The organism is Thermotoga sp. RQ2 (assembly GCF_000019625.1).
Taxonomy (GTDB): domain Bacteria; phylum Thermotogota; class Thermotogae; order Thermotogales; family Thermotogaceae; genus Thermotoga; species Thermotoga maritima.
In genome coordinates, this window is sequence record NC_010483.1 from 342,150 (window position 1) to 363,378 (window position 21,229).

At 47.6% G+C, this 21,229-nt stretch carries 21 protein-coding genes; 7 read left to right on the top strand and 14 right to left on the bottom strand.

Annotation, left to right across the window (positions count from 1 at the left end; all coding sequences use genetic code 11):
• The first annotated feature begins 46 nt into the window (after positions 1-46).
• Both proC and TRQ2_RS01825 read left to right on the top strand, forming a co-directional pair.
• Complete coding sequence (gene proC, locus TRQ2_RS01820; RefSeq protein ID WP_012310496.1) at positions 47-814, top strand: pyrroline-5-carboxylate reductase; 768 nt, start codon at positions 47-49, stop codon at positions 812-814.
• On the top strand, positions 815-1,354 hold the full coding sequence (locus TRQ2_RS01825; protein WP_012310497.1) for a GNAT family N-acetyltransferase: 540 nt from the start codon (positions 815-817) through the stop codon (positions 1,352-1,354). It begins immediately after the preceding gene.
• Here the strand turns inward: TRQ2_RS01825 and polC are convergent.
• The 6 genes from polC to TRQ2_RS01855 form a co-directional block, all read right to left on the bottom strand.
• Positions 1,351-5,454 (bottom strand): DNA polymerase III subunit alpha, encoded by a 4,104-nt coding sequence (polC, locus tag TRQ2_RS01830; protein ID WP_012310498.1) that lies wholly within the window; start codon positions 5,452-5,454, stop codon positions 1,351-1,353. The two genes, TRQ2_RS01825 and polC, sit on opposite strands and share 4 nt — an antisense overlap.
• Positions 5,441-5,938 (bottom strand): crossover junction endodeoxyribonuclease RuvC, encoded by a 498-nt coding sequence (gene ruvC, locus TRQ2_RS01835; RefSeq protein WP_011943007.1) that lies wholly within the window; start codon positions 5,936-5,938, stop codon positions 5,441-5,443. Before ruvC ends, polC begins: the two co-directional genes overlap by 14 nt.
• Positions 5,939-6,020: 82 nt before the next feature.
• A complete protein-coding gene (gene queA, locus TRQ2_RS01840) occupies positions 6,021-7,028 on the bottom strand; it encodes a tRNA preQ1(34) S-adenosylmethionine ribosyltransferase-isomerase QueA (protein WP_011943008.1) in 1,008 nt (335 codons plus the stop codon).
• The gene (gene lnt, locus TRQ2_RS01845; RefSeq protein WP_012310499.1) at positions 7,003-8,466 is read right to left on the bottom strand and encodes an apolipoprotein N-acyltransferase; all 1,464 of its coding nucleotides are present in this window, start codon (positions 8,464-8,466) and stop codon (positions 7,003-7,005) included. Before lnt ends, queA begins: the two co-directional genes overlap by 26 nt.
• On the bottom strand, positions 8,459-9,610 hold the full coding sequence (locus TRQ2_RS01850) for a DegT/DnrJ/EryC1/StrS aminotransferase family protein (protein ID WP_012310500.1): 1,152 nt from the start codon (positions 9,608-9,610) through the stop codon (positions 8,459-8,461). Before TRQ2_RS01850 ends, lnt begins: the two co-directional genes overlap by 8 nt.
• Positions 9,611-9,706: 96 nt before the next feature.
• A complete protein-coding gene (locus tag TRQ2_RS01855; RefSeq protein ID WP_012310501.1) occupies positions 9,707-11,086 on the bottom strand; it encodes a DegQ family serine endoprotease in 1,380 nt (459 codons plus the stop codon).
• Between the two features lie 113 nt (positions 11,087-11,199).
• Between TRQ2_RS01855 and ftsY the strand changes: the two genes are divergently transcribed.
• Genes ftsY through TRQ2_RS01875 form a run of 4 tightly spaced genes read left to right on the top strand, consistent with a single transcriptional unit; the run spans position 11,200 to position 14,792 of the window.
• Positions 11,200-12,084, top strand: coding sequence for a signal recognition particle-docking protein FtsY (gene ftsY, locus TRQ2_RS01860; RefSeq protein WP_004081293.1), 885 nt, complete (start codon positions 11,200-11,202; stop codon positions 12,082-12,084).
• Positions 12,081-12,737, top strand: coding sequence for a DUF2225 domain-containing protein (locus tag TRQ2_RS01865; protein ID WP_004081295.1), 657 nt, complete (start codon positions 12,081-12,083; stop codon positions 12,735-12,737). Before ftsY ends, TRQ2_RS01865 begins: the two co-directional genes overlap by 4 nt.
• Positions 12,713-14,377 (top strand): peptidoglycan DD-metalloendopeptidase family protein, encoded by a 1,665-nt coding sequence (locus tag TRQ2_RS01870; RefSeq protein WP_004081297.1) that lies wholly within the window; start codon positions 12,713-12,715, stop codon positions 14,375-14,377. The genes TRQ2_RS01865 and TRQ2_RS01870 overlap by 25 nt, the downstream gene beginning before the upstream one ends.
• 1 nt (position 14,378) lies before the next feature.
• The gene (locus TRQ2_RS01875; protein ID WP_004081299.1) at positions 14,379-14,792 is read left to right on the top strand and encodes an RrF2 family transcriptional regulator; all 414 of its coding nucleotides are present in this window, start codon (positions 14,379-14,381) and stop codon (positions 14,790-14,792) included.
• 18 nt (positions 14,793-14,810) lie between these two features.
• Here TRQ2_RS01875 and TRQ2_RS01880 read toward each other — a convergent pair whose 3' ends face one another.
• From TRQ2_RS01880 to TRQ2_RS01900, 5 genes are read right to left on the bottom strand one after another with little or no spacing between them, the layout of a single operon-like run.
• Positions 14,811-15,005: a hypothetical protein gene (locus tag TRQ2_RS01880; protein WP_004081301.1), complete on the bottom strand. Its 195-nt coding sequence runs from the start codon at positions 15,003-15,005 to the stop codon at positions 14,811-14,813.
• 3 nt (positions 15,006-15,008) lie between these two features.
• Entirely contained in the window at positions 15,009-15,677 is a 669-nt protein-coding gene (gene sfsA, locus TRQ2_RS01885; RefSeq protein WP_012310502.1) for a DNA/RNA nuclease SfsA, read from the bottom strand.
• Entirely contained in the window at positions 15,674-16,153 is a 480-nt protein-coding gene (locus TRQ2_RS01890) for a flavin reductase family protein (protein ID WP_011943018.1), read from the bottom strand. The genes sfsA and TRQ2_RS01890 overlap by 4 nt, the downstream gene beginning before the upstream one ends.
• Entirely contained in the window at positions 16,074-17,453 is a 1,380-nt protein-coding gene (locus TRQ2_RS01895; RefSeq protein WP_012310504.1) for an MFS transporter, read from the bottom strand. Before TRQ2_RS01895 ends, TRQ2_RS01890 begins: the two co-directional genes overlap by 80 nt.
• Entirely contained in the window at positions 17,450-18,028 is a 579-nt protein-coding gene (locus TRQ2_RS01900) for a hypothetical protein (RefSeq protein ID WP_041434295.1), read from the bottom strand. Before TRQ2_RS01900 ends, TRQ2_RS01895 begins: the two co-directional genes overlap by 4 nt.
• Before the next feature lie 59 nt (positions 18,029-18,087).
• On the opposite strand from TRQ2_RS01900, the gene TRQ2_RS01905 reads away from it, so the two are divergent.
• A complete protein-coding gene (locus TRQ2_RS01905) occupies positions 18,088-18,627 on the top strand; it encodes a hypothetical protein (protein WP_004081311.1) in 540 nt (179 codons plus the stop codon).
• 21 nt (positions 18,628-18,648) lie between these two features.
• Here the strand turns inward: TRQ2_RS01905 and corA are convergent, their stop codons facing one another.
• The 3 genes from corA to TRQ2_RS01920 form a co-directional block, all read right to left on the bottom strand.
• The gene (gene corA / locus TRQ2_RS01910; protein WP_012310506.1) at positions 18,649-19,704 is read right to left on the bottom strand and encodes a magnesium/cobalt transporter CorA; all 1,056 of its coding nucleotides are present in this window, start codon (positions 19,702-19,704) and stop codon (positions 18,649-18,651) included.
• A gap of 81 nt (positions 19,705-19,785) precedes the next feature.
• The gene (dps, locus tag TRQ2_RS01915; protein ID WP_004081317.1) at positions 19,786-20,334 is read right to left on the bottom strand and encodes a DNA protection during starvation protein; all 549 of its coding nucleotides are present in this window, start codon (positions 20,332-20,334) and stop codon (positions 19,786-19,788) included.
• Between the two features lie 77 nt (positions 20,335-20,411).
• On the bottom strand, positions 20,412-21,164 hold the full coding sequence (locus TRQ2_RS01920; protein WP_012310507.1) for a PHP domain-containing protein: 753 nt from the start codon (positions 21,162-21,164) through the stop codon (positions 20,412-20,414).
• Between the last annotated feature and the right edge of the window lie 65 nt (positions 21,165-21,229).

The following is a 21,229-nucleotide window of genomic DNA, read 5'->3' on the forward strand; positions in this document are numbered from 1 at the left end:
GACCTCCTGGGTTGTATAATATCCAAAAAGACCGGGAGGGAAGATCATGACAATCGGTATCGTCGGTGTTGGTAACATGGGTTCGATCTTCGCAGAGAAATTTTCGAAGGAGGCCGAAAGGATTCTCCTTGTTGAAAAGGACAGTGAAAAACTCTCTCGATTCAATGCTCCTCCATACGAAATTGCCGATCTGGAAAAAGTTCGTGAGGCAGATCTGATAGTCCTCGCAGTCAAACCTCAGGACGCTCCCATCGTGCTTAGCGCATTGAAAGGTTTCGACGGAATCCTGCTCTCGATAGTTGCCGGCTTGAAAATCGAAGAGATAAGAAAGTACGGTATTCACAAGGTGGCAAGGATTATGCCGAACGTTGCTGTGAGAGTGGGAGAAGGGGTGCTCGCCACCGCCTTCAGCGCTGATATGAGTTCTGAAGAGAGAGAACTCGTCAAATCACTCCTTGAGAAACTCGGTTTCGTCGTTGAAATAGAGGAAAAGCTCTTTTCAGCCGTCACCGCCCTCACTGGAAGCGGTCCCGCTTTCATCTTCGTCGTGGTGGAGGCGTTCCTCGACGCCGCGCTGAAGATGGGCATTCCGCTCGACACAGCGAAAGAACTCGTTTACAGACTTTTCAAAGGCTCAGCGGAGCTTTTAATAGAGACGGGCGAACACCCGGCTCTGTGGAAACACAGGGTGAGTTCTCCAGCCGGAACGACCGTAGAAGGGCTCATCACAATGGAAAGGTTTGCTGTGAGAAGCGGTGTTATAGAATCTCTGATCTCTTCTTACAGAAGGGCACTCGAACTGGAGGAAAAGTGAATGTTTCCACGAAAGGAACTCCTGAAAGACGGTTCTCTGCTCCTGATAAGAGAAGCCAGCATCTGGGACGCGAAAAGAATCGTGGAGTACATGAAAGAAGTAACATCGGAAACGGATTTTCTGATCACCCGTCCAGACGAGGTTTACGACGTTTCCACGGAAAGGAACTACATAAGAATGTACAGAAACAACCCTGGAAAGCTCATGATAGTGGGCGAGATCAACAGAGAAATCGTTTCTCTGCTGACCTTCACAGGATTCGGAAGAAAGAGGACGAGGCATGTGGGAGAAATAGGTATAAGCGTGAAGAAGAGATACTGGAACATTGGAATCGGAACCAGAATGATCACAAGCGCCATAGAATGGGCACGCAGGAATGGTTTCATAAGGATCCAGCTCGAAGTTCTGAAGTCGAACGAAAGGGCTATAAGCCTTTACAGAAAACTCGGCTTCGAACTCGAGGGAATAAAGAGAAAGGCCGTCAGAAGAGATGACGGCTCCTTTGAGGATGTGCTCGTTATGGCGCTTCTTCTGGATTAGAAAAGCGTGAACTGTTCCGTCTCTGGAAGGTCCCCGAGAACACCCAGGCTTTTCATCAGCTCTATGTGATTTTTGTTGACCTTGGTCCTCTTCATGAGATCTTCCACCGAAGTGAACGGCTTTTCTTCCCTGGCTCTGATTATCGACTCGGCAACGCTGTCACCCAGTCCTGGAAGTTTGTTGAACGGAATTCTCAGCGAGTTTCCTTCTATCAGAAATTTCTTCGCGTCGGATTTGAAGATGTCGGGCGGTAGGAAGGAAAAACCTCTCAGTATCATTTCCAGGGCAACCTCCAGAACACTCACTTCGTTTTTCTTCTGGGCGTCTTTGGCAGGCATCGCTTTGAGTTCTCTCAAGCGCCTCTTTATGGCTTCTTTTCCCCTGAGTACGAGAACCGGATCGAACTGATCACCTTTTATCGTGAAGTACGCCGCGTAAAACTGAAGAGGATAGTGAACCTTGAAGTAAGCGATTCTGAAGGCCATACTCACATAAGCCACAGCGTGAGCCTTCGGAAAGAGATATTTGATCCTCTTGCATGATTCGATGAACCACTCTGGAACCTTCAACTTTCTCATTTCACTCTCCATTTCTTCTGTGATACCCTTTCCCTTCCTGACGTTTTCCATGATCTTGAAAGCAAGAGAAGGTTCCATTCCCTTGTGTATGAGGAAGTTCATGATGTCGTCCCTACACGAAATAACATCGGAGAGCTTGGCGTAGCCGAGGTTTATCCAGTCGCGCGCGTTGTTCAACCAGACGTCCGTACCGTGTGACAGTCCTGAGATCCTCACAAGCTCGGCGAAACTCTTCGGTCTCGTCTCAACAAGCATTCCCCTCACAAACTCGGTTCCAAACTCCGGGATTCCGTAAGTTCCCACGTCGCTCTCCAGCTCAACGGGATCCACACCAAGGGGCTTCACAGAACTGAATATGGCGAGCGTCTCGGGGTCATCCATGGGAATCGTCATGGGATCGATTCCGGTGAGATCCTTGAGCATCTTGATGAAAGTAGGATCATCGTGACCGAGCGCATCTATCTTCACCAGGTCATCGTGGATCGTTTCGTACGCGAAGTGTGTGGTGAACACTCCCGCGTTTCTATCGTTGGCTGGATACTGTATGGGAGTGAAATCGTAGACTTCTTTGTCTTTCGGTATGATCATGAGTCCTCCTGGGTGCTGGCCCGTTGTTCTCTTCACTCCCGTGATCATGGAAACGAGTCTTTCCATCTCCGCCTTTCTGAGCTTCTTTCCGGTTTTCTCTTCGTAGCTTCTCACGTAACCCACCGCGCTTTTTTCCGCGATGGTGTTTATGGTTCCCGCCCTGTAGACGTGGTCTTTACCGAAGAGTTCTTCCACGAAGCGATGAGCACGTTCCTGATACTCTCCTGAGAAGTTAAGATCGATGTCGGGGACCTTGTCACCTTCAAACCCCATGAACGTTTCAAACGGTATGTCGTGACCGTCTTTTTTGAGAGGGGCACCGCACACTGGGCATTTTTTATCGGGAAGGTCGTAACCCGCTCCGTATCTGTCGTCTTCGACAACCTCGAAGTATTTGCACTCCGGACACCTGTAATGTGGTGGTAGGGGATTCACCTCTGTTATTCCGAGGAGATTGGCCACGAGTGAAGACCCGACGGATCCTCTGGATCCAACCACGTAACCATCGCTCATAGATTTCTGAACGAGCTCCTGAGCGATGAGATAGAGAACGGCGTATCCATGATTTATGATGGCGTTCAGTTCCTTTTCCACACGCTTCTGGACGATTTCGGGAAGCGGATCACCGTAGATCTCGTACGCCCGCTTCATGGTGAGGTTTCTCACTATTTCATCGGCGTTCTCTATGATCGGCGGGTGAAGTTTTTTCTCGAGCGGCTGCACTTCCTCGATCATATCGGCTATTCTGTTGGGATTCTCTATCACGACTTCCCTCGCGATCTCTTCATCTTCGAATATCTCCATCGCCTTTTCGAGCATTTCTTCGGTCGTTCTGAGGTAGAGTGCGGGCTGATTCTCGAAGTTTCTGTTTCCCTGAGGTGCCAGAAGTGCAGCTCTGCCCCTGGCATCTTCGGGATCGAGGAAATGAACATCACCGGTCATGACAACGAATTTGTTCAGCTTTTTCGCTATTCTGTAGAGTCTTCGGTACACTTCTTTCAGCCTTTCTCTGTCTAAGTCCTCTTCGTCTTCGGCTATAACGTCGAGCGGCATGACTTCTATGTAGTCGTAGAACTTTGCGATCTCCTCGAGTTCTGAATCACTCGCCCCTTCGAGGGCGGCACGTCCGAGCTCACCGGAGATACACGCGCTTCCCACAAGCAGTCCTTCTCTGTTTTCGATGAGCGCACTTTTGAGGATCCTCGGAACACCGTAGAAGTACTTTATATAGGAATCAGAAACCAGTTTGTAGAGGTTTTTCAATCCCTTTTTGTTCTGAACGAGGATCGTACAGTGGAAGGGTTTCAACGCGGTGTAGTCTATCGTATCCTTCAAATTCTCAATTTCTGAAAGCTTCGTGATCCCGATCTTCTTCATCATCTCAACGAACCTGAGGAAAACCTGAGCGGTGACCCTCGCGTCATCCAGGGCCCTGTGGTGACGGAACGGACCCAATCCGAGCTTTTCCACAACGGAATCCAGAGAGTAGCTTCTCATTTTTAGAAGGGACTTTGCGAGGGCGAGCGTATCTATGTAGGGTCTTTCCCAGTCCAACCCCATCACTTTTTTGATCCACAGCCTCAGAAATCTGTAGTCGAAGTTGGCGTTGTGGGCAACGATGATGGAATTCTCCAGAAAACCGAGGAATTCCGGTAGAACTTCCTCGATGCTTCTCTTGTTTTCCAGCATCTCTTGAGTGATTCCGGTGATCTCCGAACTTCTTCTTGAGATCTCCCTGGAAGGCTTTATGAGAGTGTGGTACTCGTCCACTATCTGGCCGTCCTGTATCTTCACCGCTCCTATCTCGATGATCTCGTCCACCTGAGGGTCGAGGCCCGTTGTCTCGAAGTCGAGGACGACGAATGTGGCATTTTCGAACGATGAATCGTAGGAGAGGTTCCTTATTACGGGCTCCACGTCGCTCACTAAGTACGCTTCGATACCGAAGATGGGCTTTATTCCAGCTTCTTTCGCTGCGTCGTAGAAGTAAGGTATGGCCTGAACGTTCCCATGATCCGTGAGAGCTACCGCGGGGAAGCCCCATTCCTTGGCTCGTTTCACATATTCGTTCACATCCGTTATCGCGTCTTGATCGCTGAACTTAGTGTGGGCGTGGAGCTCCACCCTCTTGACTGGAGAGTTGTCCATCCTTTTCGCTTCGGGAAGTTTTGTGATTCCCTTCACGTAAAGGGTGGGCTCTCCGTTTTCGAGAAGGAGGTCTCCTGTGGCAACGATGACGTCTCCCAACGATATCTTTCCTTCGACCTTTTCAACGTCGTTGAAGACCTTGCAGATCAGAGAATCCTCTCCGTCCGTTAGGTAAATCAGAAGGACCGTTTTTTTCCCCTCGATCTTCTCTATTTTGAAGACCTTGCCCTTCACCGATGTCTTTTTGTTGTACTCAAAGATTTTTGAGGGGGTGAAGACGATCTTTCTGGGTTTCTGTCCAAAGATGTGGTTTTCATCCTCGATCTTCAATTCTTCACCCTTCGGTTCTTCTCTCTTTTCTGGTTGTGGTACTTCCTTTTTCAAAAGATCTTCCGGAGGCTCCACGACCTCAAACATGATCTCCGTTCCGGGAGGCAGTAATTCATCGAGCTGTTTTTTCGTGCTTCTGAGTTTCGAGGCGATCCTGTCCCGTGCGAAATCTCCAAGCACTTTCAGAATCAGTCTGTTTCCTTCGAAAACAACATCCTTTATGTAGGGGACGTTACCGTTGAGAAGAGAAAGTATCTTTCCCTTTAGATCCCCGTTACTTTTTTGAGCGCCGTTCACGATGACTCGAAACCTCGTTTCCTTTTCGAGTAAGCTAACAAGATTCTCTACTTCGGAGGAAAATTTTTCCACAGAAACGAGAACCACACCCGCGTCGGGATCTATCTCTATACTCTCGAATGTTACATCTTTCCATTTCAGATTTTCAATTTTCTCCATGTGTTACCCTCCTTGCTCTGCTCTGAAGGGCGTGGCACCAAGCTATGGCGAGTGCGTCTGCCGCATCGTCGGGCCTGGGAATTTCCGAAAGGTTCAGAAAACGCTTTATGTTCTCCTGAATCTGTTTCTTGCTTGCCCTTCCATACCCCGACAGCGAAACCTTCACTTCGTTCGGTGCGTATTCAAAGACAGGTATGTTTTTTTCCGCGAGAGCGAGAAGAAGTACACCACGTGCCTCCCCCACACCTATGGCAGTGGTAACGTTTTTCACAAAGAACAGCTTTTCCATGGCACACTCGTCTGGAGAGAAACGTTCAAGAACTTTCAAAAACTCTTCGTAGATTCGCTTCAACCTCTTCTCTGCTGGAAGATCTTTGGGAGTCTCTATCGTTCCGTGGAAAACGTGAGAGATCCTGTTTCCGGACACTTCAATGATGCCTATTCCTACAATTCCGTAGCCGGGATCTACCCCAAGGATCCTCAAGGAACCCAACCTCCATTATACTGTTCACATATTTTCGTTTTCTATACTTTGTGTTTAAGAGAAGGGTGTTTTTTCCAAACCGTTACAGAATCAGCATCGCATCACCGAAAGAGAAGAATCTGTATCTTCTTTTCACGGCTTCTCTATAGGCCTCCATGACGAAATCCTTCCCCGCGAACGCTGCAACCAGCATAAGAAGAGTGGAACGAGGAAGGTGAAAGTTGGTAATCAAAGCATCAACGAGTTTGAACTCGAAGGGTGGATATATGAAGAGGTCGGTTTTTCCCACGTATTCTTCCTGCTCGGGAAGTCTGGCGATTGTCTCCAAGGTTCTCACCGTTGTTGTTCCAACCGCTACAATTCTGTTTCCCCTTTCCCTTGTCTCTCTGAGTTTTTTGATCGTCTCTTTTGTAACCTGGTAGAATTCCTCATGCATCTTGTGTTTTTCCACTTCCTCAACCTTCACGGGCCTGAAAGTCCCTATTCCCACGTGCAGAACAACTTCAGCGAATTGAACTCCCTTTTTCTTCAACTTCTCTATGAGTTCTGGTGTGAAGTGAAGCCCCGCGGTCGGTGCAGCGACGGAGCCTTCTTCTTTCGCGTACACGGTTTGATACCTCTCGAGCGGAACTTCGTTTTTTATGTACGGCGGAAGAGGTGTTCTGCCCTTCTCGAAGATCAATCTATCGTCCTGAGGCTGAAACTTCAGAATCCTCGTTCCATCTTCACCCCGACCGAGGCAGACGGCGGACAGATCCTCATCGATTACAAGTTCCGTTCCTTTTTTCACCTTCTGACCCGGTCTCACAAGGCACTTCCAGATACCTTCCTCCAAACGCTCTATCAAAAGAATTTCGATGCTGGCACCCGTTTTTTTCCTCGCGTAGAGGCGGGCTGGTATCACCTTCGACACGTTCAGAACGAGCAGATCGCCGGGTTCAAGATACTCTATTATCTCCCGGAATATGCGGTGTTCTATTCTCTGCGTCTTTCTGTGGAGCACCATGAGTCGGGAAGCGTCCCGTGGTTCCACAGGTTCCTGCGCTATGAGTTCTGATGGAAGTTCATAATCGAACTCTGATACCTTCATTCCTTTCACCTCGCATTCTGGAAATGAAAACACTGACTACCGCCAGAATCACAGAGAGGTAAAAGAACCAGTCTCCGTATCTGACGTAGAACGTTTCGCCTTTTCTCGGTTTGATGTGAAACTCTCCTGCCAGTCTCACCCGCAGAGGAAGAGCATCTACTATTCTACCGTACTCGTCAACGAGACCTGTGATCCCGGTGTTCGCCACCTGAAGGAACTGTCTTCTCGTTTCAACGGCCCTGAACACTCCCTGGACGAAGTGATTCAGCAGCGCTGCTTTGTAGTGAAACCACCCATTGTTCGTCACAACGATGAGGAGTTCGCTTCCGTTTTTCACGAAAGCGCGTGATACCTCCGGAAAGTAACTTTCAAAACAGATCTGAACAGAGAGCGGGGGGCTCTCTCCAACGTTGAAGACGGAAAAATTCCGCCCAGGTTCATAGTAGGACAATCCTTTCAGGAAACTGAAAACCCCAAAAACCCTTGGGTACGGCAGTTTCTCCACAAAGGGGAAGAGTTTCACCTTGGAATAGACCTTTCTGAATCTTCCACCTTCCAGAACGAAAACGCTGTTCTGGTTGTCCGCGGGAAATCCTATCACGAAGGTGTTCTCCTCCGAGAGCTCTCTCAGCTTCTGAGAATAACGCACATCCTCCAGAAAGAACGCCTCGGGAGTGATCACGATGCTTCCATGAAAATCCTTCGTCATCGACTCGAGAAGTTCAAGCATCTCTCCACTCGACACAGAATATTTCAGGGAAGTAGGAACATTTGGTTGGAGTGCAACCACCTTGAAAGAACCACGTTCAGGAACGGGAAGAAGGTGCACAACAGAAGAGTTCAACAGATAGACGAAGAAGATCACAGGAAAGATGAGAAGGCCTTTTCTTCTTCTCAAGAACTCATAGAAGAGGACGTTCAGAGAAACTATCAAAAAAACGAGGCCCAGAGTCCCTGTGATGGAAACGATCTGTATCAGTCCGGTGTGGCTGTAAAGCGCTTCTGAGATCCTTCCTCCGGTGAATCCGAGTTCTCCCACACCGCGGAGATACTCGAAGATGGTATAGACGGAGGCAAGGTAAAGAGTCTTCAGAACGATCGACTGCGGTGCAAAGTACGAGAGAAATCCAAAACCAAGAAATGGAACAGCTTCGATGATTCCCATCAGCACAAACACCACGATTCCAAGCCAGGAAGGGTATCTTCCAAAGACAAGGGGCACGTTCTCCGTCAGAGTTGGAAGTACCCAGAAGAAAGATATCAGCACGTGAGTGAAAAAGTAAACGAAAGAAAGAAACGCCCTTTTCCACACTCCCCTGCCTTCCACCGCGTACAGAAGCGGAATCAGAGAAAACCAGATCAAAGCTCCGGAGAGAAATCCCGGCATCGAAAGAGCGGTGAGAAAGCCAGAGAGAACGCTGAGAAAGAGGCTAACCAACCCTCTCCACCGCCTCTCTGAGGATCTCCACCACCGTCTTCTGTTCACTTTCTGTGATGCTCGTAAAGAACGGAATGGCGAGCGTTTTCTCAGATTCCCTCTCCGTCACGGGAAGCAGTCCTTTCATGCTGCCGAAGAGTTTTTCGTAGAATGGTTGAAAGTGGACGGGATAAAAGTAGTTTCTAACCTGGACTCCCTTTTCTTCCATGTACCTCATCACACGGTTTCTATCTGGACCTTCCAGTCTCACGACGTAGACGAACCAGCTCATCTTAGTGACGTAATCTTCCACGACGGGCACCTTTACCCAGGAAAACTCCTTCAACATCTTTGAATATCTCTCCGCCGCTTCTGCGCGTTTTTCTACGATCTCATCGATTCTTTCCATTTGAGAGCATCCAAGCGCGGCCGACATCTCGTCGATTCTGTAGTTGTAACCGAAACGCACATGGTAGAGCCATTCGTCTCCTTCACCTCTTCCCTGGTTGCTCATGCTCTTCACAGCGGTGTGTATCTTTTCATCGTTCGTCACAACAACACCGCCCTCTCCTGTGGTGATCTGTTTGTTCGGGTAGAATGCGAAAGCGCCGGCCACTCCAAAGGTGCCCACCTTTCTTCCTTTGTACTCGGATCCAAGAGCTTCACAGGAGTCTTCCACCACCGCGATGCCGTACCTCTGACAGACGTCGAGAATCCCGTCCCAGTCGAGGGGATGCCCAAAAACATCAACGGCCATGAAGAGACGGGGTTTTCCTTTTATCTCAATGTTTCCCTGTTTGAATCCTTTGAGGCACCTTTTCACCGCCTCCTCCAGTGTTTCTGGAGAAACGTTCAGAGTTCTCTCATCCACATCCACAAAAACAGGGACTGCCCTTTTCATTAGGATTACGTTAACAGAAGCGATGAAGGTGAAGGAAGGCACAAGGATCAGATCTCCCTCGTCGATATCGAGACTCTCCAGGATGAGATGGAGCGCAGCTGTTCCACTGCTCACCGCCCAGCCGAATCTGGCACCCGTGTATTCGGCCACCATCTCTCCAAAACGCTTCGTGTATTCACCGAGACTGAGCCTTCCGCTTTTTAAAACTTCCACTACCCTTTCGATGTCCTGCTCGTTTATATCGGGCCTTGATAACGGAATCATCGATATCACCTCGTCTCAATGATATCAAAAAATCCCCCTCCACCGGAGGGGGAAAGATCACCAAAGGGGGCTGTATTAACATTGAGGGGAGGTTCTCTATCTCTGATAGATGAAGCTCACGAAGACTTTCGCTCCATTCCTGTAAATGTAAAGGGCGATGTAGTCACCATTTTTAACAATGGATGTAACTTTCTTGAGATCCCCTACAGAGTTTATATCATACCTTTTGCCGTTCACGTACACTGTGGTGATTACGTCTCCCTTCTGTAGACCGAACTTCCCGGTGCTCTCCTTCACTATGACCCCGTTTATCTCTTCCGGGATCGAATAAGTCTCCCTGTCGGCCGGCGTGATGTTCGACACTGTGATACCAAGGGCATCGATTTTTTCCTCACCAGTCGTTGTTTTCTCTTCTTCAGATGAGGAACCGAACGTCACCTGAACTTTCATGATCTTTCCCTTTCTCTCTATAGTGAGAACGGCAGTGTCTCCCGGTTTGTAAGTGTGTATGATGGAGACCAGTTCTTCGTGACTTCTCACGTCCTGATCGTCAACCTTGAGGATCACGTCCCCTTCTTTGAGCCCGGCCTTTTCAGCAGGAGATCCTTTCTGAACACTCGTTATCAGAGCACCACTCGTAGATTCAAGCCCCAGAGCTTTCGCCGTTTCTTCGGTGAGGGTCATGACCGTCACGCCGAGGTAGGCTTTTTCAACCTTCTTTTGGGTGAGTATGGTGTCAAGGAACTTCTTCACCGTGTTGATCGGGATGGCAAAGCCGAGGTTCACAGCTTCCTGAGGATTGACGATAGCGGTGTTTATGCCTATCACTTCACCGTGTATGTTCAAAAGGGGTCCTCCACTGTTTCCCGGGTTGATCGCCGCGTCGGTCTGGATGAGTCCCACGTAGTAACCACTTCCATCTGGCTTTGGAATCCTCCTGTTGGTAGCGCTGACCACTCCCACAGTCACCGTGTGCTGGAAGCCGAGGGGGTTTCCTATGGCTATCGCCCATTCACCGATCTTCACTTTGTCAGAATCACCGAATTCCAGATAGGGGAATTTCTTATCGCTGGCTTTGATCTTTATGACCGCGATGTCGAGCTCTTCATCTCCTCCTATGTACTCCGCGTCGTATTTGCTTCCGTCGAGCATGGTCACAGTGATGTTGTCCGCTCCACCTACCACGTGGTAGTTGGTGAGTATGTAACCTTCTGGGTCGAAGATGAAGCCCGATCCGAGGCTGGCAACCTGCCTTTCGAAACCGGGTGGAAGTTCACCGAACCACTTTTTGAAGAACTGCTCAAAATAAGGATCGAAGAAGGAAGTCTTCACCGTCTTCACAACGTCTATCTTCACAACGGCCGGTGCACACACTTCGACCACATTAACGATGGGACTTTCGTAGTCGGGGTTGACGTATGGAAAGACGCTGGTGAGTATCAGTGCCACAGCGATGGTCAGAAAGAATTTCTTCATCTCTTACCCCTCCCTTCGAAAGGTTTCCGGTTTCTTAGACACACACTCCGAAGGACTGGTTCAAAAACGTATGGTATGCTTAATATTAGTCGGGAAACCAGGAGGTAGAAAGGATGGGACTCTTCGATTTTTTGAAAAAGGGACTCCAGAAGACGAAAGAAACGTTTTTTGGACGAGTGGTGAAGCTCCTCAAAGGAAAAAAGCTGGACGATGAAACCCGCGAGGAGCTGGAAGAACTTCTCATTCAAGCGGACGTGGGAGTCGAGACAACGGAATACATTCTGGAGAGATTGGAAGAGAAGGACGGAGACGCTCTCGAGTCTCTCAAGGAAATCATTCTGGAAATTCTGAACTTCGATACGAAGCTGAACGTTCCTCCTGAACCCCCGTTCGTGATCATGGTTGTTGGTGTCAACGGAACGGGAAAGACCACCTCCTGTGGAAAGCTCGCAAAGATGTTCGTGGATGAAGGAAAGAGTGTGGTGCTCGCTGCGGCGGATACTTTCAGAGCAGCCGCCATAGAACAGCTGAAGATATGGGGAGAACGTGTCGGTGCCACGGTGATATCCCACTCGGAAGGAGCAGATCCGGCCGCCGTTGCCTTTGACGCGGTGGCTCACGCTCTCGCCAGAAACAAAGATGTGGTCATAATAGACACCGCCGGAAGACTTCACACGAAGAAGAATCTCATGGAGGAATTGCGGAAGGTTCACAGAGTTGTCAAGAAGAAGATCCCCGACGCTCCGCACGAAACGCTCCTCGTGATAGACGCCACCACCGGCCAAAACGGACTTGTTCAGGCAAAAATATTCAAAGAAGCAGTGAATGTCACCGGTATAATTCTCACAAAGCTCGACGGAACCGCGAAAGGCGGAATAACTCTGGCCATTGCCCGGGAACTGGGAATTCCCATAAAGTTCATCGGTGTCGGAGAAAAGGCAGAAGACCTGAGGCCTTTCGATCCTGAGGCCTTTGTGGAGGTATTGCTTTCAGAATGAGCAAGTTCTGGGAAAAAGAATTCACCTGCCCTTTCTGTGGAACGAAGTTCAAAAAGAAGATGGTCTTTTTCGACTCCATAAAGATCAAAGCCAGAGATATCGACTTGAAACCTGTTTTTGAAGATGTGAACCCGATGTTTTACGAAGTGGTGACCTGTCCGAACTGTTACTTTTCTGCGTTCGACAAAGATTTCGAGACCATCACCATAAAAGGAGAAGAGACGGAAAGAAAGCTGAAAAAACTGCTCGAAGAGGCCAAGAAAAAGGTCGAATTGAAAAACGTGGAGAACCACGTGGAAGCGATCAAGCGCTACGCTTTGAGTGGAATGGTGTACTCTGTTTTGAACCAGAGAAAAAAAGTAGCGATCTCTTATCTAAAGATCGCCTGGCTGTTCAGAGAGCTGGGAAAGTCAGAAGAAGAAAAGCGCTATCTCGAAAGAGCTTTGAAGGAATTCGAAAGCCACTACAAGTACGACTATTACGAAGAATCGGACGAACCCATGATACTTTTCTATCTGGGTGTTTTGAATCAAATCCTGGGCAACAGGAAAGAAGCCGCGAGGTGGTACGAACTCCTTCTGAGAAAGTACGACGGCAAATCCCTTTACGCGAAGGTGGGGAGGGAAAGATGGCAGGAATTAAGAAGATCTTAATGTTTTCTCTGATACTGATATTTCTCGCAGCATGCGTATCTCCCGAACTGGAGGAAAAATTGAACAATTTAGAAAACCAGATAAGACAGCTGAACACTCAGATAGACTCCATCGAAAAGAAGATGCTGGACTTGGAAAACAAGATGAAGGCACAGGAAAGTTCTCAGGAAGAGCTGGAAGCGCTGAAAAGGGATGTAAGATATCTCAAAGAGGATCTATCTTCCCTGCAGGAAGAGTTCTCCAGCAAAATGAGCGATCTCGAGAACAGTTACTACTCCATCTCCATGAAACTTCCTGCAGTGGAAAAAGCCGCCTCCATCTTCTCCGAGATAGAAGACATGAAATCGAAAATCTCAGAATTGGAGAGAAAAGTGAGTATTGTTTCACTCGGAAGTTCCCCGGAAGTCTCAGAAGATCTGAAACACATCCTTCTCGATCTCGAAGAGAGGGTTTCCACTCTGGAAAAGAACGTTTCGGTGGTGGATCGAATAGAAGAAAGGCTGGAAAGTACTGAAAAACTTCTCTCCAAAGTGGCCTTACGCGTTCTTTCACAGGGCGAAACGGAAGCGAAGGTGGTGAACGTTTCAAACGATGAGCTGGAAAGCAGGATATCTGATATCGAGAAAAAGCTTTCCTATCTCGAAACCAACCAGAAGGCGCTGGAACAGATCGTTCAAAATCTGAAAGATCAGAAGCCTTCCAGCTACGCGAACATAGATGTTGAGAGTTACTCACAGCAGTTGAAAAAATACCTCGACGAGTTCAGAAGACTCGTGAGGAGTTATGAGATCGCAAGGATCCTTGGAATAGAGGAAGGATACGTGTTTGTAAGAGTGGAGCGGGGCGACACCCTCGCGAAGATCAGCAACGCGTTCAACCTTGGACCCGACGGTGTGGAAAAAATCATGAAGCTGAACGGCATAGACGACCCGAGGAAGCTCATAGCAGGGAGAATCATAAAGGTTCCCGTCACGAATCTTTCGACAAGTTTTCCAGTTGGAGAAAAACCCGATCCGAAGGTGATCGTCTCCGGTTTTGGCCTGAAAACCGATGGAACTTTTTCCACGGGAGTCGAAGTGGAAAGCGATGGACAGAAGGTAAAAGCTGCGCTTCCAGGGCGAGTGAAGAGTGTAAGCAACGGAACCGTTGTCATATATCACGGAAACGATGTGGAAACGGTGTACAGAAATCTCGCTGTGGTTTCGGTGAACGCTGGTGACTGGGTGAGTGCGGGTGACACCATAGGATACGGTGGAAAGAACGTCGTCTTTGAACTGTACGTGGAAGGAGAGCCCAAGGACCCCATGCTCCTTTTCTTCTCCAATATGGGTGAGTTCGAAATCAGTTTCTACACGGAGTGGGAAGATGGAAAATTACCGGAACACCCCGCCTTCAGACTCACAAAATCCGGCAAAATCCCTGAAGATTGGAAGACAGCGGCCGCGGACACCACCATCTTCCCCCTGGGTTCTGTTCTCTACATACCAGAGCTCAGAGACACCCCCAGTGGTGGAGTCTTCGTTGTGGAAGACATCGGCGGAGTTATCATGGGAAGAAAAATCGATATATACCTGGATAGCATAAGAGAGGCGCTCCAAAACAGAAAGATCGTGTCCAGAGTCTTCGTGTGGAGGGATTGAGATGTTCACGATGCGTAGTGAATACGCGCTCAGGCTCATGATCGTGATGGCAAAAGAGTACGGAAACTACCTTTCGATGACAGAAATACTGGAGAAAGCGAAACAGTCAGTTCCAAGGGAATTCGCAGAAAAAATCCTGTACACCCTGAAAAAAGCCGGGCTGGTGAAAACAAGAAGAGGGAAAAGCGGTGGATACATGCTGTCGCGTCCGCCAAAAGAAATAAAGGTTTCTGAGATCGTGTTTCTTCTGGACAGGAAGTCGAAGGTTTTCTTCGACATGCCTGGCTGTCCGGACGAGCTGGACTGCGTTATCAGGGCCCTGTGGAAAAGGGTAGAGAACGAAATAGAGAAGATTTTAAGCGGTGTGACTCTCGAAGATTTGGTGAGAGAACAAGAAGAGAAAATGAAACAATGAAGCCCGCTTCCAGCGGGCTCATTTTACTTTCAGGCTGAGTTTTTCTTCAAAAAAGACCTTCTTTCCATCCACCTTGAACTCTTTTATCCCCGTTCTCTGAGCGTATTCCCTCAAAACTTCCTCGATCTCTTTCTTCTCTGCCCTGAGTTCTTTCATGAGATCTTTGATCTCCACATACCTCTTCACCAGCTGTTCAATGGTGGGGTTCTCCATGCGCTACACCTCCTCACAGATCGACAGCTTCTCTGTTGAACACAGGTACTCTCCATCGTATTTTACCCTGAACACGTCGATATTCACACCGCTTTTCAGAGCGCGCCAGAAAACTCTTGAAAAAGCCGGGTCAACGCTTCTGTTCGGAAGAAAACAGTCGCTTTCGAGGAAAACCAGGATCAGCAGAAGAGCCTTGAAACCGCTTTTCACAGAACTGATCAGCTCCTCGATGTGTCTTCTTCCACGTTCTGTGGGTGCGTCTGGAAACATCGCGACACCATCTTCTTCGTACGTACATCCCTTCACTTCCACAAAGGTCCTCCTGTCGATCAGGAAATCGAACCTGCTGTTTTCAAAGCGTTTCTCGCTTTCTATCGTGGAGCCTGGGAACAGTTCTTCCAGAATCTTCCCGGCCACGATACTGTGGAAACCCGAATGGACAAAGACGAATTCATCTCTGTGTTCGACTGCCAGAAGGTCCCAGCCGGTCTTCCTTCGATCGGATTCTGCACGCTTCAGGAGAACTCTTTTTCCTTTTTTCAAAAGCGGAAGGCGCCCTGTATTGTGGATGTGTATCAGGGTCTTTTTCCCTTCGACAAGAGCAACTCCCGTAAATCTGCTCTTTCTTTCCAGAAAGATCCCTTCCGTATCAGCTGGAAGTATCAGTCTCATCTTTGAAGCACCTTTTCGATCTTCCCAAAAAACAGTGTGTGGAATCCATGATCTTTGTAGAATTTATCGATGATTTCCACGGGAAGAACGAATGGTTCCACGTTGCTAGCAAAGGTCACAGAACATTCGATCAGCGTGTGGGCTTCTTTAATGGGAGCGGTGAATCCTTCCAATTCATCTAAGTGAAGAAGTCCCTTTTCAAACTTGTTCTCCTGGTATCCACTCACACGTCCAAAGTAATTAAGCGCTTCTCTGTATTCTTCGCTTAGAAAGTTCAGGGTGAATCTTTTGCTCTCCTTCACAAGACGCCAGGTGAATCTCTGAGGTCTCATAGCAGAGATGAAATACTCTTCCTCCCATATGATCCCGAAGAAACCCCATCCAATCGTCATGCCGTTAACCTTGTTTCCCGCCTTGCTCGTCAGTATTACTCTCCCTTCTCTTAGATCTTCCAACAAGCTCTCGTACACGTTCATTCCCCCTTTTCAAAAGTAGATACACATCGAGCATTCTGTCTATGGGACGTCTCAGAGTGACAGAAAGGGTACTCAACATGAAGGCCCTGAACGGGATGTACTTCTTCACCTTGACTTTTCTCAAAAAGAACACAGCGGAGAATCTGAAGATTCCTGCCATCAAAAAGAGCAGTTGAAGTCCAAAAATTTCGAAACCGTGGAGATTTACGTAAATATCAGAGAGAAATTTCGCCGTGATTCCTCCTGCGAATGAGCCTATAAGACTTCCAGCGCTGGCAAAAGACGCGTTCAGACCGAAGAAAATGGGATCGGACTCGAAAGCAACCTCCATAGGAAGGATGGCAAGCGACAGGTTTATGGCAGACCACGCGATGGAAGAAAGGAAGGCGTCCGCTATCATGAGAGTTCTGTAAGTATTGGTGTTCATGAAGAACCACATACCGGAGACGAAAGAAGCAAGGGTGATACCGAACTCGGCTATCGTTTTGTGTCCTACCCTGTCAGATACTTTTCCAAGAATCCTGTAAACCAGCATCGCCACAAAGTTGTTCACAATCATCATGTAAGCGATGTACGTGTAATCCACACCCAGGTTCTTCAAAAGATGATAGTGATAGAAAGCAGAAGAGAACGTGACTGCCATGTTCCAGTAAAAGGTGAAGAAGACAAATTTCATGAAGTTTTCGTCCTTGAATACCACTTTGAGAGGAATTCCCGTTCCTGTTTCCTTAACTGGAACGTCCGGTATTTTGTTCATGGCAAGGATAGAAAGGACAGTTCCCACTGTGGAGATGAGAAGCACAAGAACAAAACCCGAAGAAAAATGATCGACTATAGAAGAATAGAGGTATATAATGAGAGCATTTCCTATGGAGAGAAACATGTTTCTGTTTCCAAACACCCTTCCTCTTTCCTCTGGAGGAACGAGATCCCTCATCCATGAGTTCCATGTACTGCTGGAGAGGGCCGCGAAGATCTGGGAAATCACGAGTGCAACGATGAAAATCAACGGTTCTGTTTTCTCAAGCAGCAGAAAAACGACGAGAGAAGCGAAACTGAATCTGCTGAAAGCGTTGAACACGTTGACCAGAAAACGCCTCTTCCTGTATTTCTGAACAAAGAAGGAGGCAAACAACTGAAAAAATTGCATCATAGGAGGGATTGCGGCAGCGACACTCAGGAGAAACTCGTCCAGGTTGAAAAGCATCGCAAGACCTGTGAACACAGGTCCCTGTATTAGAAGTGCGTAGAACAGTGAGAAGATACCTTCGAGTGTGAGAAAGAGATAGGCTTTTTTCATGAATGAGGTCTCCAGAAGAATCGTCCTGTCCTCTTCCTGTACACAATCTTTGCCATCGTGTAGCATCCAAGAAGATCGAAAATGAGATCCAGCATGGTGTCGTCCAGACCTTTTTGTGTGTTGTAGCCAGGCAGTATCTTATCCGTCGTGAATTCGGCTATTTCCCAAAGGACCCCGGAAAAGACCCCGAGAAGGAATGACATCAAAACGGCACCCGGCACCTCGTCCCAGAATCTCGACTTTTTCGTCAGAATCTGGTAAAAAAAGTACGTTATGACAAAAGATCCGTAGAAGTGAAGTATCTTGTCCCAGAAAAATATCTTCTCGTAGAAGTTCAAAAATTGTCCCATCACAGAGTGGAGAAATATCGATGAAGAGAGCATCAATTTCGTTCTCTCAGGTATCTCCTGATGGGTTATCTTCTCATAAACGTATGATGAAAAACCACCGAGCCAGAATATGAAATATCCTATCGTTTCGACGATTTTGGCTCGAATAATGGAAAAAACAACTGGAATTCCTAGAAGAGCCACTAAAACCCTGTTCAATTTTTCTTCTCGCTCCTTCACCAGCACTTCGTTTATTTTCTCATCACCTCCTTGCGCTATTATATTTCACGGGAGGGATGAAAAGATTGAAATATCTGTTACTCTTCTTTGCAACGTTCCTTTTCGACAACTCGGGCACTCCCATTCCAATTTTAACAGCAACAGCACTGATCTCCGTTGGAAAGCTGAAGATTTTTCCGTCCTTCTTTACAATCTACATGGGGCTTTTGAGCTGGGATACTGTGACATTCTTTGCTGGAAAAAAGCTCAAATCTGTGCCTTTCAATCTCAGGTGGAAATTCGTACAAAAGATACTTGTGGAGTTTTTAAACGTCTACATTTTTTCAGAAAAAATACTGCTGCCGCTTTGCAAATTCGTTCCCTGGGTGGGAAAGTTCACTCCGTTTCTGGCGGGCTACACGGGAAGAAACTTCCCCACACTCCTCATTATATGGCTTGGAGACTTGCTCTACGAGAGTACATTCTTTTTCTCCAGTCTGATAGCTGGAAGGGTCTTCCTGAAGTTTTCAAAAATTCTGGGGATCGTTCTTTTTGCAGTTGTGATACTTGTTTATCTTCTCTGGAAGAGAAGAATCTCGAAAGACATTGTGAGGCATCGGGAATAGATCAATTGTCGAGTTGACAAATCACAGCCACTTCTTTTTCTTGAAGTAGACCACCATGATGACAGCGATCACACCCATAACAGCGAGAACCACAGGATAGCCCCATTTCCATCTGAGCTCCGGCATGTATTCGAAGTTCATTCCGTAGATACCCGCTATGAAGGTGAGAGGCATGAAGATCGTCGCTATGATGGTGAGCACCTTCATCACTTCGTTTGTTTTGTTACTTACACTCGAAAGATACACATCAAGAAGACCGCTCACGATGTCTCTGAAGGTTTCTACGGTGTCTGCAATCTGGATAGTGTGATCGTATACATCTCTGAAATATGGGACCGTTTCTTTTTCTATAAGAGGAGGAACATCTCTGTAAAGAGAACTCAACACTTCTCTCAACGGCCAGATCGTCTTTCTCAGTTCAACCAGATTTCTCTTGAGTTGATGTATTCTCTGAACTGTCTCTTTTTCAGGTCTTTCGAGCACTTCTTCCTCCAGTATATCGATCTCATCGTCGATCTTCTCCAGCAGGACGAAATAGTCATCTACCAGTGCGTCTATCAGTGAATAGAGGAGGTAATCCGCTCTCTTTTTCCTTATGATTCCCCTGTTGTATCTGATTCTTTCCCGTACGGGATCGAACACGTCCCCTATCTTTTCCTGAAACATAAGAACGCAGTTTTTTGTGAGTATCAAACTGACCTGCTCCGATTCCAGTTCATGAAGATTTTCATCATAGGTGAACATCTTCAGAACGATGAACACGTAGTTCTCAAAAAACTCCACTTTTGGTCTCTGATGCACATTGAGGATGTCCTCGAGCACGAGAGGATGAATACCAAAGAACTCACCTACCCTTTGAACCACATCCGTCCTGTGTATGCCTGTTATGTTTATCCAGGTGGGTGTTGAAGAATCTTTGAAGGGAAGAACGGATTCGACATCTGTGGTTTTGAACTCGTGAAATTCCTCTATGGAGTAATTCATCACTTCGATCTCAAAATCTTCCCTGTACTTCCCTGTGTAAACGAGTGTTCCTGGAGGGAGACCTTTCTTAGCAGACAGCCTCTTTTCCTCCACTGCGATCCCTCCCGATCTTTTTGATCCTATTTTAAAACAAAAGGCGCACCCGAAGGTGCGCCAGTCCGAACCTTAGAATTTTCACTTGAGGAATTTCGAAACGAACGGCGAAGTTTCACCACGCCTCATGAAGTGACCAGATGGCCCCTCTCCGAGGAACTCGGAGAACCAGGATTCGTGTTCGATCTCTTCGTTCAGAATAGCAAGAGACAGTTCGTAGGTCCTGTGATCTTTACCCGCGGTCATGTTGCATATCTCGGTGTACCCTTTCACCGCGCATCTTTCAGCGGCAACGAGCACCCTCAGAATCTCCTGAACAGTTGGTTTGTCCGGAAGTCTTGCTGGTGGACATGCAGAGAGATCGTGGAACTCCTTCATGCAATCTGGAAGTTTCCCACCGAGCTCGTAGATTCTGGGAACAAGCGCTTCGAAGTGATTTCTGTCTTCGATTCTTGCAACTTCCGCAATCTCTTTGATGGTTTCTCCCTCAAGTCCTATGAGGTTCGCTCTCAAGATGGTGTAGTAGTAATAAGTCGTGAGTTCGGCCGCCGCATTCTTGATCAGAAGTTCCAGCAACTTATCGACATCAACCCCTGCTTTTTCCACCATTTCCCTCGCTACTCTCGCCATAGTAACACCTCCTGCTCACTCTCTCGACTCAGTACGCGTTCTTTTCGTGTTTGTAACAAATCGTAGTTGTTCTATTTTTACTTCGAAGTTTCATTCATTATATCACATCCAACAGATAATTCAACCTGTTTTTTTCTCATCAGATAGATCGCCACATCCGTGTTCTTTCTGATTGCTTCCTTTATCGCTTCGATGTTCTTCTCCGACTTCACAAGGGTTTTCCAGGAGTAAACGTGCCAAAGTTCGTGAAAATCGGAGTTCGCCACGTATCGATACTTTTTCACACCAACAGAGTTGAACAGGTCATCACGATTCGCGACTTCCCACGCGTCGAACATGTCCTTGAAACGCTCCATGTTCGCCCAGAGATACCACGAAAGATGTTCTTCATCTTGCTTTTTTCTATCCGGATGCGCGGCTATAACAAGAGCGTTTTGCTCCTTCAACTTCTCCACAATTTCTTCTACAGGCAGTGAAGGATCTACGTACTCCTTCACATCCACGGCGACTATGTGGTACAGATCCGTGTTGTTCGTGATCTCAACACCCGGTATGAGGATCATTCCATATTCTTCCCAGGCCCTTTTCTGTTCTCTCCAGAGACGTTTCAAATAATCCTGAAACTCATCTTCTGTGATCGCTCCGAGCGGTTCTCCGTTCCTCTTTCTTTGCTCGAGGGTTCTTCGGTCGACTATATGATCTGTTATGGCAACCACGTCCACTCCATGTTTTCCAAACAGATCCACCACTTCTCCCAGAGGAAGATGCCCGTCACTCATGTTCGTGTGTACATGGAAATCACAAAGGAGCCATTCCGTATCGGTTCTCATTGATCGTCACCCCTTTGTTCAGCTTAGAAGATGATGTTTAAGCCATTGTTTATTAGTTTTCAGAA

Excerpts from the sequence above, each read along its gene's own strand:
- TRQ2_RS01880 (WP_004081301.1), bottom strand. The coding sequence starts at position 15,005 with ATGGAGAACCCCACCATTGAACAGCTGGTGAAGAGGTATGTGGAGATC.
- ftsY (WP_004081293.1), top strand. The coding sequence starts at position 11,200 with ATGGGACTCTTCGATTTTTTGAAAAAGGGACTCCAGAAGACGAAAGAA.
- sfsA (WP_012310502.1), bottom strand. The coding sequence starts at position 15,677 with ATGAGACTGATACTTCCAGCTGATACGGAAGGGATCTTTCTGGAAAGA.
- TRQ2_RS01895 (WP_012310504.1), bottom strand. The coding sequence starts at position 17,453 with ATGAAAAAAGCCTATCTCTTTCTCACACTCGAAGGTATCTTCTCACTG.
- TRQ2_RS01875 (WP_004081299.1), top strand. The coding sequence starts at position 14,379 with ATGTTCACGATGCGTAGTGAATACGCGCTCAGGCTCATGATCGTGATG.
- TRQ2_RS01865 (WP_004081295.1), top strand. The coding sequence starts at position 12,081 with ATGAGCAAGTTCTGGGAAAAAGAATTCACCTGCCCTTTCTGTGGAACG.
- TRQ2_RS01825 (WP_012310497.1), top strand. The coding sequence starts at position 815 with ATGTTTCCACGAAAGGAACTCCTGAAAGACGGTTCTCTGCTCCTGATA.
- TRQ2_RS01890 (WP_011943018.1), bottom strand. The coding sequence starts at position 16,153 with ATGAACGTGTACGAGAGCTTGTTGGAAGATCTAAGAGAAGGGAGAGTA.
- queA (WP_011943008.1), bottom strand. The coding sequence starts at position 7,028 with ATGAAGGTATCAGAGTTCGATTATGAACTTCCATCAGAACTCATAGCG.
- TRQ2_RS01855 (WP_012310501.1), bottom strand. The coding sequence starts at position 11,086 with ATGAAGAAATTCTTTCTGACCATCGCTGTGGCACTGATACTCACCAGC.
- dps (WP_004081317.1), bottom strand. The coding sequence starts at position 20,334 with ATGGCGAGAGTAGCGAGGGAAATGGTGGAAAAAGCAGGGGTTGATGTC.
- TRQ2_RS01870 (WP_004081297.1), top strand. The coding sequence starts at position 12,713 with ATGGCAGGAATTAAGAAGATCTTAATGTTTTCTCTGATACTGATATTT.
- TRQ2_RS01850 (WP_012310500.1), bottom strand. The coding sequence starts at position 9,610 with ATGATTCCGTTATCAAGGCCCGATATAAACGAGCAGGACATCGAAAGG.
- polC (WP_012310498.1), bottom strand. The coding sequence starts at position 5,454 with ATGGAGAAAATTGAAAATCTGAAATGGAAAGATGTAACATTCGAGAGT.
- TRQ2_RS01920 (WP_012310507.1), bottom strand. The coding sequence starts at position 21,164 with ATGAGAACCGATACGGAATGGCTCCTTTGTGATTTCCATGTACACACG.
- proC (WP_012310496.1), top strand. The coding sequence starts at position 47 with ATGACAATCGGTATCGTCGGTGTTGGTAACATGGGTTCGATCTTCGCA.